Consider the following 11,741-nt stretch of genomic DNA (forward strand, 5'->3'; position numbering starts at 1 on the left):
CGAAGCACGCGAGGACCGCGACCAGCGGGAAGAGGTACGGGTCGGCGTTCAGCGCCCCCACCACGACCCGCCGCCGGACCCGCCCGAGCGCCGACCACGTCCGCGCCGGCGTCGCTCTGGCCCTCGTCTCCGCCGCGCTGACCGCCGTCGTCTTCCTGCTCGTCCTGCTGCTCGTCACCGGCTGGGACGTGCGGCCGCTGAAGGCCGCCGTCGGCGTCTCGCTGCTGCCCGTCGCCGCGGTCGTCGGGTGGCGGATCCCCGGCGACCCGTGGCTCCGCGCGTCGGCGGGCTGTGCCTTCGTGGGTGCCGGGATCCTCGCGCTCGCCGTGCTGCCGAACGTCGGCGCCGGCTGGGTCGTCCTGCCGCAGGTCCTGGCCGGGGTCGGGATGGGCATGGCGCTCCCGGCGCTCGCCGGCGAGCTGCTGCCCGAGCGCACGCCGCGGCAGGCCGGCGGGCTGCTCTCGCTGCGCCACGTCGGGATCACGGTCGCGCTGCTGGCCCTCGCCCCGGTGATCGCGCACGAGCTCGACCGCACGATCGACCGCACCCGCGAGCAGGTCGCCGCGCTCGTCCTCGACGCGCGCCTGCCGCCCCAGCCGAAGGTGACGTCGATCGGCTCCGCGCTCAGCGACGTCTCGGCCGACGACCCCCGCGGGTCGCTGCGCAAGGCGCTCGTCTCGCAGGCGTCGAAGTTCACGTCCAGCGCGGACGACCAGGCCGTGTACGACCAGCTGATCGTGCGCGCCGACGACACGCTCGTGACCGCCGTCAACGGCGCCTTCCGCACGGCGTTCCTGATCACCGGCGGGCTCGCGCTGCTGGCGGCGCTGATCGTGCTGCCGCCGGTCGGCCGGCACCCCGCGCTGGCGGTCGCGCTGGCCGCCGCCGCGCTCGCCCTGGCGGGCGCGCAGGTCCTGACGGCGCGCGGCCAGCGCCCCGACCCGGTGGTGATCGCGAACCCCTGCCAGAACCGCGACCTGCCGAACTCCGGCGGGCTCGACGGGTTCCTGCAGGACGCGGCGCTCGGCCTGTTGGACCGCGCGGCGTGCCGCTTCGGGTCCTCGCGGGAGTCGCTCGTGCTGGCGATCTCCGACCCGAGGCTCGCCGCCACCTACAAGCGCGACCACGGCGTCGATCCACGCAAGGAGCTGCCGTCGCTCATCGGCGGCGCGGTGGGCGGCGGGGACGGGAAGCCCGGCACGTTGGAGCGCCTGATCCGCGGCCTGATCCCGGGGTCGTCGTGAGCGCGCCCAGCGTGGAGCTGTTCTTCGACGTCGGCTCCCCCTACGCGTGGCTGGCCGCCGAGCGCGTGGAGTCGATCCTCGGCCCGGTGACGTGGCGGCCGGTGCTGCTCGGCGGCATCTTCGCCGCGGTCGGGCGGTCCTCGTGGGCGCGCACCGACGCGCGGGGCGCCGGGGTGGCGGAGATCGAGCGGCGCGCCGCCGAGCGCGGCCTGCCGCCGGTCCGCTGGCCGGAGCGCTGGCCCAACGACGGGCTGCGCGCGATGCGCGTGGCCGCCTGGGTCGACCTGACCGCGCCGCCGGAGCACGACGCCGTCCGGGCCTTCGCCCTCGCCGCGCTGCGCACGCACTTCGTGGCTCGCCGGAGTGAAACGAGCACTCACGAACGGCACCTTCGTTCCAAGAAGATGGGAGAAGTGATGCGGCAGAGCACCTCCAGGTCGGATGTCGCGGGTGGACGACAGGGCGCGCGTGACGCTGTCAACGTTCGCGTTCTGCTGACGCTGGGCCTCGTAGTCGCCGCGCTCTGCACCGGCGTCTCGTGGGTCAGGTCGACGGGCGCCGACGCAGCCGGCGCCCGTGCCGGCGGAACATCGTCCCGAGCAACGGTAAAGGTCACGGCGGGGCCCCTCACGGCATCGCTCGTGCTGAGACGGAAGGGTGCGTCGATGTGCGGCTCCCTGCAGGCGGAGACGCGCGTCTCCGCGGACCAGATCGTAGGACCAGACCCGCAGCGCGCGTGCATCTCGAGTCGGAACCGAACCTCCTTCAGCGAGGTGTTGGCGTCGTGTCCCGGAGGATTGGCGGCGACGTTCGCCCTGCCTCCGGGGGAACGTCGAGCGTGGCTTCGTTCGGCCGAGGGATCGCTGCGGTTGCCAGTGCGAACGGTTCGCATCGGCGGCACGCTCGTCCGGGTCGCGATCGCCGCGGTTCCCGCGCGCGCAACCGAGGTCGGGATCGCTTTCCAGGCGCGCGGACCAGCTGACGTTCCGGTCGGAGACGTGGCGGGTCTCTGTGACTGAGTCCGGGACCGTCGCCGGCATCGTAGCCGACGCGTTGGCCGCCGTCTCGGGGCGCGCGGACGCGTGCTCCAGGCTCACGTGCAGCGTCGTGCTGGACACGCATCTGGAAGTCAGCGTGAGCATCTCGACGGTCGAGCGCGAGAATCCGTCGGCGCCGGTCTCCGCCCCCGAGTTCCGGCTCTTGGAAGCCCGATTCGGTGCACGCGAGGAACAAGCGATGCGATGGCGCACCGGGTCGACCGAGCGCACCGGGGACCCCGCGTTCGTGCGCTGGCTCGTCGCCCGAGTGCCGTGGCTGGACCCCGAACGGCCTGCCCCGTTCCACGACACGGAGATCGAACGACTCGACGAGTCCGGCATCGTGGCGGGGATCGTTCGCGACATCGTGCTGCCGGGCGTCACGATCGCCCACGGAAGGAGCAGCGAGCCAGAAACGCCAGCGCTGTGGCTTCCGTACGTCGTCACGTTCGCGACGTCCGGATGGATGGTCGACTGGATCGCGGAGCACGTGGGATCGAGGTTCACCACCGAGGCCTCCAGCGCGATCGCCCGCGATGGCTTTCCTGCGGGAGCGGCCCTCGGGTGACGGCGCCGATGAGCTGCTTGAAGCAGCCGTTGCGAGGCGGCCCGGAGGGGGTTTGGCACACGTGAGCGCGCCGCATGCGACGTATCGCTCCCCGCCTCACGCAGGTCGGAAGTTGATCGGTCATCGGGGAGGCATTGGTTCTTGGCGGCGTCGCTCTGCACCGTGATGGCGGGAGCAACGAGCTGCGGAAAAGAGGCGCTCCTGACGTGGTTGTGGGTCGTCGGGGCCGCTGAATAGGACGCGCACGCCGCTGGCTCCTAGGGTTTCCGGCTGTCGAAGATCGGTCACCGAAGGGATGGTGCGCAGCGGCGTGCGCAACAGCAGCGTATGGAAGGCCACGCTCGGGCTGCAGAGCGTGGTGGTGGAGCGGGTCGACGCGGCCCAGGACGCGGTCACCGGCGGGCCGCTGATCGAGGTGCGCGTTCGCTCCTATGAGCGCGAGCAGTCGCGTTGCGTGGTCTGCGGCGCCAGGTGTCCGGGCTACGACGCCGGGCCGCCGGCGAGGCGGTGGCGGGCGCTGGTTCTCGGGACGGTCCCGGTGTACCTGGTGGCGGCGCTGCCCAGGGTGCGCTGCGCGGTGCACGGGGTGCGCGCTGCTCGGGTGCCGTGGGCTCGTGCGCATTCGCGGTTCACGCGGCAGTTCGAGGACCAAGTCGCGTGGCTGGCAACCCACACCGCGAAGGGCACGGTAGGCGCGTTGATGCGGGTCGCGTGGCGCACGGTCGGCCAGATCGTTGATCGGGTCGTCGAGGACGCCAAGCGCGGCCGAGACCTGCTGTTCGGGCTCACCCGGATCGGCATCGACGAGATCTCGTTCCGCAAGGGCCAGCGCTACCTGACGGTCGTGATCGATCACGACACCGGCCGGCTCGTGTGGGCCGCGGAGGGCCGCGACAAGCAGACCCTCAACCGGTTCTTCGATCAGCTCGGCTCCGCGCGCTGTGCAGGGATCGAGTTGGTGTCCTGTGACATGGCCGCGTGGATCTGCGGACCGGTGCAGGAGCGCTGCGAGAACGCCGAGGTGTGCCTCGATGCGTTTCACGTCGTGCAGCTGGCGACCGACGCGCCGGACCAGGTCCGCCGGCAGGTGTGGAACGAGGCCAGGAAGGCGGGGATGGGCGAGCAGGCCAAGCAGCTGAAGAACGCGAGGTTCGCGTTGTGGAAGAACCCAGAGCGCCTCACGGATCGCCAAGCCGCGAAGCTCTCCGAGATCCAGGCGACGAACCGCACGCTGTTCCGGGCCTATCTCTTGAAGGAGCAGCTACGCCAGATCTGGCGCGCCCCGACGTTCGAGGCCGCGATGGAGTTGTTGGACGGCTGGCTCTCGTGGGCCTGCCGCTGCCAGATCCCGGCGTTCGTGAAGCTCTCCAAGACGATCCGGGGACACCGCGAGCGGATCGCCGCGGCGCTCTTCCACGGCCTCTCCAACGCGCGGATCGAGGCCGCGAACACCACGCTCAGGTTGATCGCCAGGCGCGCGTTCGGGTTCCACTCCGCCGACGCGATGATCGCTCTCGGGATGCTCAAGCTCGGCGGCCTGTGCCCGCCACTGCCGGGACGCTGAACCTGGCCAATCCACCCACAACCACGTCAGGAGCGCCCCAAAATATGGCTGTTCTTCGTGTCCGACGGCACCGCCCACGGTTGGGCGCACCGCTGGACCCACAGCCACGCCGCATATCTATGACCAATATGCCGACCGTCCTACGCGCCACCCTCGGGGATCAACCGCTCGGCACGGTGGACGGCACCGTCGTGGCGGTCCTGATCGTCGCGTGGGCGGGGCTGTTCTGGGTCACCCTGCTGTGGCAACGGCCGATCACCTGGCGACGCCTGACGGTCCGGTTGCTGATGGTCACGACGTGGAGCGGCGGGATCATCGGCCGGCAGCTCGGCTGGGACGCGGTCACGACGCCGATCGCCGCCACCGTCGTGGGGCTGACGCTCGCGTTCTGGCTGTGCGCGACGAGCGTCCTCGACGCCCGCTGGTTCGATCACGGTCCGCTGTACGGCGACAAGACCCGGCAGAAGTGAGCGCGGGCGTGACCTGCCGCGTCGCGGCGACCTGGTCGGCCGGCGGGCCGCCCACGTCTGCCGGCTGATCGGCGCGGCTCCGACGCCGAGCCCTCGGCGCGGGCCGCTCCCGACCCCCGTCCCGCGCCGTCGCTCCCCGGCTCAGGCCGGGCTGACGAGCCCCCGCAGGTGCGGGACCTGCCCCCGCGCGTCGCGCAGCGCAAAGCCGACGCGGCCGTCGTCGGCGGTGGCGCTGCCGAACTCGACCGTCGCCGGCAGCAGCACCGGCTTCTGGAAGCGGACCTCGACGGCGAACGCGTCGGGGAGCAGGTCCTCGATCGCGGCCAGCGAGCGCGCCTTCGTCCACATGCCGTGGGCGATGTGGCGCGGGAACCCGAACGCCTTGGCGGTCAGCGGGTGCAGGTGGATCGGGTTGATGTCGCCGCCGACGCGGGCGAACCGGCGGCCCAGGTCGTCCGGGAGCTCCCACTGCGTGGTGGTCAGCGCGTCGAGGTCGACGGGCACCGCGTCGATCGGGTCGGGGGCGGCCGTCGCCGCCGACGCGGCGCCGCCCCCGCGCTTGAAGAACGTCGACGCGCAGGTCCAGACGGCCTCGTCGCCGACGCGCAGCTCGGTGTGGACCAGGAACGTCCGGCCCTTGGGGTGCGGCTGCAGGGGATCGGCGTGGACGCGGACGCTCAGGACCTCGTCCGGGGCGATCGGCCGGTGCTGGACGATCCGGTTGCGCAGGTGCACCAGGCCGACGGCGGGGAACGGGAAGTCGCCCCCGGTCATCAGGGCCATGTGCAGCGGGAACGCCAGCGCGAAGCCGTAGGTGACGGGCAGTCGGCCGGCGTTCAGGAAGCCCGTGATCTCCCGGTACGCGGCGAGGTTCTTCGGGTCGACGCGGACCTCCGGCACCACGAGCTCGACGTCGGGGATCTCCGTCGTGCTCCCCGCGACGAACGGCAGCCGCGACGCGAACGGGATCATCGGCAGCGCCGCGCGCCCGTAGAGCGGGGCGGCCTTCGGGATGGACTGGAGCTCGCGCGTGGTGGTCATCGGGTCCTCGGGGTGATGGAGGTGGGGTCGGTCGTCGGGCCGCCGGGGGACGGCCGCGCGCGGGGCGGGGGCACCCCACGGGTACCCCGGCCCGCCGCCCGCGACCGGACGGACGACGGACCGGCGGGGACTCAGGCGCCGATGAGGCCCTGGCCGCAGACGCGGACGACGTTGCCGTTGACCGCGCCGGAGCCGGGGGAGGCGTACCAGGCGATCGTCTCGGCGACGTCGACCGGCAGGCCGCCCTGGCCGAGCGAGGACAGGCGCCGGCCGGCCTCGCGGATGCCGAACGGGACCTGGGCGGTCATCTGCGTCTCGATGAAGCCGGGGGCGACGGCGTTGATCGTGCCGCCGGCCGCCGCGACGTCCGCCGAGAACGCGTCGATCAGGCCGATGACGCCGGCCTTCGACGTCGCGTAGTTCGTCTGGCCGTTGTTGCCGGCGATGCCGGCGATCGACGAGACGCCGATGATCCGGCCGCCGCGATTGAGGACCTTGCCCTTCAGCAGCGCGAGCGTGATCCGGTCCGGCGCGATCAGGTTGACCGCGATCACCTGGTCCCAGGTCTCCGGCTTCATGTTCGCCAGGCGCTTGTCGCGCGTGATGCCGGCGTTGTGGACGACGACGTCGACGCCGCCGTGGTCGTTCTTCAGCTGCTTCGCGAGCTGGTCCGGCGCGTCCTCGGCGGTGACGTCGAGCGTGATCGCGGAGCCGCCGATGCGGTCCGTGACCTTCTTCAGGTCGGCGGCCAGCGGCTCGATGTCGAGGCCGACGACGTGCGCGCCGTCGCGGGCGAGCGTCTCGGCGATCGCCTCGCCGATCCCGCGCGAGGCGCCGGTGACGAGCGCGACCTTGCCGGCCAGCGGCTTGTCCCAGTCGAGCTCCGGCGTCGCGGTCGGCGGCGCGCCGACACCGATCCGGACGACCTGGCCGGACACGAACGCCGACTTCGGCGAGAGGAAGAAGCGCAGGGTCGACTCGAGCTGGTCCTCGGCGCCCTCGGCGACGTAGACGAGGTTCGACGTCGCGCCCTTGCCGAGCTCCTTGCCGGCGGAGCGCGTGAAGCCCTCCAGCGCGCGCTGCGAGACGCGGCCGCCGGCGGTCAGCGACTCCGGCGGCGTGCCGAGGACGATCAGCCGGCCGGACGGGCGCAGCTTGCGGGCGACGGGCTGGAAGAACGCGCGCAGCGCCTTGAGCTCGTCGGGGTGCGCGATGCCGGTCGCGTCGAAGACGAGCGCCTGGAAGCGCTGGTCGCCCGCAGTCTCGGCCGAATAGATCTTCGGCGTCAGGTCGACGGCGCCGGCGGCGTCGCGCAGCGGGCCCTCGGCGGTCCAGACCTCGGCCTCGGCGCTCTTCAGGACCGCGGCGATCGCGGGCGCCAGGCGCCCGCCGTCGGCGGCGCCGACGAGGACGGCGCCGTCGACGGCCTTCTGCCCCGGCACGTAGCGCTTGAGCACGGGCGGCTGCGGCAGGCCGAGCTTCGGGGCGATCTGCTTGCCCACGAAGGAGTTGGCGAACTTCAGGTACTTGTCGGACATCGGTTGGAACCTCGGGGGCGTCGGGTGCGGCGGGCGTGGGTCCTACGTGGGTCGCTACCCGGGGCGGGCGGGCGGACCCGGTGATCGGCGTCGCCGGCCCCGCGCGGGGCCGACGACGGGTCCTGACTAGGCGGCCTCGACGATGGCCGTCACACCGATCCCGCCGGCGGCGCAGATCGAGATCAGGCCGCGGCCGGAGCCCTTCTCGGCGAGCTCCTTCGCGAGGCTCGCGACGATGCGGCCGCCGGTCGCGGCGAACGGGTGCGCCGCGGCGAGCGAGCCGCCGTTGACGTTGAGCTTGCTGCGGTCGATCGCGCCCAGCGGGGTGTCGCGGCCGAGCTTGACCTTGTTGAAGGTCGGGTCCTCCCAGGCCTTCAGCGTGGAGAGGACCTGCGACGCGAACGCCTCGTGGATCTCGAAGAGGTCGAAGTCGGCGAACGTCAGGCCGTTGCGGTCCAGGAGCTTCGGCACGGCGTAGGCGGGGGCCATCAGCAGGCCCTCCTCGCCCTGGACGTACGAGACGCCCTCGGTCTGCGCATCGATGAAGTACGCGAGGATCGGCAGGCCGTTGGCCTTCGCGTACTCCTCGGACGCCAGCAGCACCGTCGACGCGCCGTCCGACAGCGGCGTCGAGTTGGCGGCGGTCATCGTGCCGTCGGGGCCGCCGAAGACCGGCTTGAGCTTCGCGAGCTTCTCCAGCGAGGAATCGGGGCGCAGGTTGTTGTCGCGCTCGACGCCGAGGAACGGGGTGATGAGGTCGTCGAAGAAGCCCCGCTCGTAGGCCGCGGCGAGACGCTGGTGCGACGCGACGGTCAGTTCGTCCTGCGCCTCGCGGGTGATGCCCCACTCCTTGCCGGTGATCGCCTGGTGCTCGCCCATCGACAGGCCGGTGCGGGCCTCGCGGTTGGCGGGGATGTCGAGGCCGATGTCGCCCGGGCGGATCTTCAGCAGCGCCTTGACGCGGTCGCCGGTCGTGCGCGCCTGGTTGACGGCGACGAGCTTCTTGCGCAGCTTCTCGCCGACGGCCAGCGGGGCGTCCGACGTCGTGTCGACGCCGCCGGCGATGCCGGCCTCGATCTGCCCGAGGGCGATCTTGTTGGCGATGTAGATCGTCGCCTGCAGGCCCGTGCCGCAGGCCTGCGTGATGTCGACGGCCGGGGTGGCGCGGTCGAGGCGGGAGCCGAGGACGACCTCGCGCGTGAGGCTGAAGTCACGGGCGTGCTTGAGCACGGCGCCGGCGGCGACCTCGCCGAGCTTCTTGCCCTCCAGGCCGAAGCGTTCCACCAGGCCGTCGAGCGCGGCGGCGAGCATGTCGCTGTTGGAGGCCTGGGCGTAGGCGCCGTTGGAACGGACGAACGGGATGCGGTTGCCGCCGACGATGGCGACGCGGCGGGCGGTCTTGGGCTCGGTCATGCGGGGCTCCGGTGCGAATTCGTACCGTCGGTAGGACGGGCGGTCCCCACAGGGTAGCGGGACGCTGTCGACAGCCTGTCACAGAGGCCTTGCGATGCCCGGCGGAAGTGCGGGCGCCCGCCGCCGCCGGGCCTCGTTACGGTGGGGAGGTGTGGTTCACGGTCGCGTCACGATCAGATCCCGACGAGCGAGTCGTCCGGACGCTGTACGCGTTCCGCGGCCTGCCCGCCGCGGTCGCGGCGGCCATCGCGCTCGCCGTCGCCCCGTCGTCCGCGTCAGCCGCGCCGTACGAGGTCTGGTCCTGCCGCGATGCCGCCGGCAGCCCGATCTCCGCGGGTGCCTGGTCCGTCGCCTACGACTTCACCGACGCGAGCACCACCGAGAGCACCGACTCGTGCGCGAGCGGCGGCGGCTACCGCGCGGCACTGGCACCGGGTGTCGCCCGGGGGGTCTCGGGCATCGACCTGCGCTTCGCCGCCCCCCGCGGCACGACGATCACGGACTTCGAGCTCTGGCGGTCGGTCCGCATCGCCGGGGACGGCTCGAGCTTCCAGGCGAACGTCGACGAGGTCGTCGGCGGCAACGCGGCGAACCCGGCCAGTGCGTGCTTCGCGTCGTCCGCCGACCCGACGTGCGGCACCGATCCGACGTCCCCGCTCTCCGCGGCCAACCGCTGGACCAAGGAGACGCCGGGCCCCTTGGACCTCATCAAGATCGTGTCGCGATGCGGCCAGTCCTGCCCCGCCAGCAGCCCGGTCGCGGTCGAGAGCACGCTCTACCGCTCGCGCGTGGTCCTCGACGACCCGACGGCCCCGGCGGCGGCGGTCACGGGCGGCACCCTCGCCGCCGGGGCGCCCGTCAGCGGCCAGGCGTCGCTGTCGCTCGCCGCGCGCGACCGGGAGAGCGGCGTGGCGAGCGTCACGCTGGCGGTCGACGGCGGCGCCCCGACCACGATCGACTCGGGCAACAGCCTCAACGCGTGCCACCTGCCCTACGTCGACCCGCAGCCGTGCCCGGCGGACACCGAGCGCCTGTTCCTCGTCGACACGTCGACGCTGACCCCCGGCGCCCATCAGGTCGCCGGCACGGCCGTCGACGCCGCCGGGAACACCACCCCGTGGGGTCCGGTGGACGTCGTGGTCGCCGAGCCGCCGGTCGCCGAGGAGCCGCCCGCCGCGGACCCGCCGGCCGCGATCCCCCCGAGCGCCGCCGTGCCGCCGGCGGTCGTCCCGCCGGCCGCGGTCTCAGGCGGCGCCCCCGACAACGGAGCGCCTGCGGTGCTCCGGCCGCGGGTCGACCTGCGGATCGAGCCTGGGAAGGCCGGCGTCGGCCCGCGGATCGTCGGCACCGTCCGCACGCCTGCGGGCCGGGCGATCGCCGGGGCCCGGCTCCGCGTCGTGCGGACCCCGCTCGGGACGGCCCCGAACGCGAAGACGACCACCGACACGGTGACGACGGACGCCCACGGCCGGTTCGTCGCGCCGCGGCGCTCGGGAGCGCACCGCGTGCGGGCGACGTTCGCGCCGTGGGACGGTGCCCCGGTGACGCGCAGCGTCGAACGCGACGTGCGGACGACGCTGCGCCTGAGCGCCGAGAGCCGTCAGGCCCGGCGGACGACCGGACAGACCTACACGCTGCGCGGGCGGGTCCGGGGGGCCGGCCAGGCCACGCCGCGCACCCCGGTGCAGATCGAGGCGATCGTGCGGGGCCGCTGGCGCGTGGTCGGCACGACGCGGCTCTCGTCGACGGGCCGCTGGACCTGGCGCTACCGGTTCCGGTCGGTCACGCGGCCGACCCGGTTCGCGTTCCGCGCGACGGTCCTCTCCGCGCCCGCGTGGCCGTGGTCGACGCGACACAGCGGCCGCGTCCACGTCCACGTCGATCCGCGATGACCGCGCGCGGGAACGGCTGAACGGTGGCCGTCCAGCAGCGCGCGTCCTCGACCCGCAGCCGTCGTCGCGCCGAGGCGCTCGTCGACCGCGAGTACGAGACGTCCCACGACACCGTGCTCCGCAGCGTGCGGAGCAAGCTCCACGCGACCGGCGTGCGGCTCGACGACGCCGACCTCGACGCCGCGTACAACCAGGCGTGGCACGCGCTCTACGCGAAGGTCGAGCAGGGAGACACGGTCGACAACCACCTGGGCCTGCTGACCACGGTCACGTACCGCCGGGCGATCGACGACTACCGGGCGATGCACGTCGACCGCCACAGCGAGCTGCTCGAGTCCGCCGCGGCGACCGAGCCCGACGTCGACCGCCTGCTCGACGACCGCCGCCGCCTGCGTTCACTGCGGGAGGGCATGCGCCTGCGCCTGACGCCGCGCGAGCTCCAGGCGGCGGTCCTCTGCTACATCCATGGCTACACCCGCCCCGAGGCCGCGAAGGCCCTGGAGCTGACGCCGCGGCGCATGGAGAAGGTCATGGACCGCGTCTCCAAGCGCGTCGCGGAGATCGTCCGCGACGTCGAGGGCGACTGGTGCGAGCGCCAGGACTCGCTCATCCGCGCGTACGCGCTCGGCCTGCTGGACCCCGAGGGCGAGCGCCACGTCCTCGCCCGCGAGCACCTCGAGCACTGCGCAGCGTGCCGTCGGCGCGTCATCGGCCTCCGCGGCCTGGCCGCCGTCGCCCCGCCGGTGCCGCTGGTGCTCGGCGGCGGGCTCGCGGCGGGCGGGTCCGAGGCCGTCACCGACCCGGCCCAGGAGGACGGCCGGACGGGACCCGACAGCGGCCGCGACGCCGGGGCGAGGGACGTGGCGACCGCCGCCGGAGCGGCAGGCGCGGCCGTGGCGGCGGCGGGGTCGGCCGCAGCGGCAGGGACGGCGGCAGGATCGCCCGCCGCGGCCGGGTCACCGGCTGCGGCAGCG

At 73.4% G+C, this 11,741-nt stretch carries 8 protein-coding genes and 2 pseudogenes; 7 read left to right on the forward strand and 3 right to left on the reverse strand.

What is annotated here, in order from left to right; translation table 11 throughout:
* From AB0L40_RS23135 to AB0L40_RS23155, 5 genes and pseudogenes are all read left to right on the forward strand, one after another.
* Positions 1-1,244, forward strand: a pseudogene (locus AB0L40_RS23135) (hypothetical protein); the annotation flags it as partial.
* Between the two features lie 11 nt (positions 1,245-1,255).
* Positions 1,256-2,263: a DsbA family protein gene (locus AB0L40_RS23140; RefSeq protein WP_364360332.1), complete on the forward strand. Its 1,008-nt coding sequence runs from the start codon at positions 1,256-1,258 to the stop codon at positions 2,261-2,263.
* A gap of 34 nt (positions 2,264-2,297) precedes the next feature.
* Complete coding sequence (locus AB0L40_RS23145) at positions 2,298-2,849, forward strand: hypothetical protein (RefSeq protein WP_364360335.1); 552 nt, start codon at positions 2,298-2,300, stop codon at positions 2,847-2,849.
* A gap of 310 nt (positions 2,850-3,159) precedes the next feature.
* Positions 3,160-4,413, forward strand: a complete 1,254-nt coding sequence (locus AB0L40_RS23150) for an ISL3 family transposase (RefSeq protein ID WP_364360338.1) — start codon at positions 3,160-3,162, stop codon at positions 4,411-4,413.
* 128 nt (positions 4,414-4,541) lie between these two features.
* On the forward strand, positions 4,542-4,883 hold the full coding sequence (locus AB0L40_RS23155; RefSeq protein ID WP_364360341.1) for a hypothetical protein: 342 nt from the start codon (positions 4,542-4,544) through the stop codon (positions 4,881-4,883).
* 141 nt (positions 4,884-5,024) lie between these two features.
* Here the strand turns inward: AB0L40_RS23155 and AB0L40_RS23160 are convergent, their stop codons facing one another.
* From AB0L40_RS23160 to AB0L40_RS23170, 3 genes are all read right to left on the reverse strand, one after another.
* Positions 5,025-5,924: a MaoC/PaaZ C-terminal domain-containing protein gene (locus AB0L40_RS23160; RefSeq protein WP_364360344.1), complete on the reverse strand. Its 900-nt coding sequence runs from the start codon at positions 5,922-5,924 to the stop codon at positions 5,025-5,027.
* 131 nt (positions 5,925-6,055) lie between these two features.
* Positions 6,056-7,462: a 3-oxoacyl-ACP reductase gene (locus AB0L40_RS23165; RefSeq protein WP_364360347.1), complete on the reverse strand. Its 1,407-nt coding sequence runs from the start codon at positions 7,460-7,462 to the stop codon at positions 6,056-6,058.
* A 126-nt stretch (positions 7,463-7,588) separates the two neighbouring features.
* Positions 7,589-8,875 (reverse strand): acetyl-CoA C-acetyltransferase, encoded by a 1,287-nt coding sequence (locus AB0L40_RS23170; protein ID WP_364360350.1) that lies wholly within the window; start codon positions 8,873-8,875, stop codon positions 7,589-7,591.
* Between the two features lie 149 nt (positions 8,876-9,024).
* Here AB0L40_RS23170 and AB0L40_RS23175 point away from each other — a divergent pair, with 149 nt between their 5' ends.
* Both AB0L40_RS23175 and AB0L40_RS23180 read left to right on the forward strand, forming a co-directional pair.
* Positions 9,025-10,767, forward strand: coding sequence for a hypothetical protein (locus tag AB0L40_RS23175; RefSeq protein ID WP_364360353.1), 1,743 nt, complete (start codon positions 9,025-9,027; stop codon positions 10,765-10,767).
* A 23-nt stretch (positions 10,768-10,790) separates the two neighbouring features.
* Positions 10,791-11,741: pseudogene (locus tag AB0L40_RS23180) on the forward strand (hypothetical protein); the annotation flags it as partial.

It is taken from the genome of Patulibacter sp. NPDC049589, assembly GCF_040675535.1.
In the GTDB taxonomy this organism is placed as follows: Bacteria; Actinomycetota; Thermoleophilia; order Solirubrobacterales; family Solirubrobacteraceae; genus Patulibacter.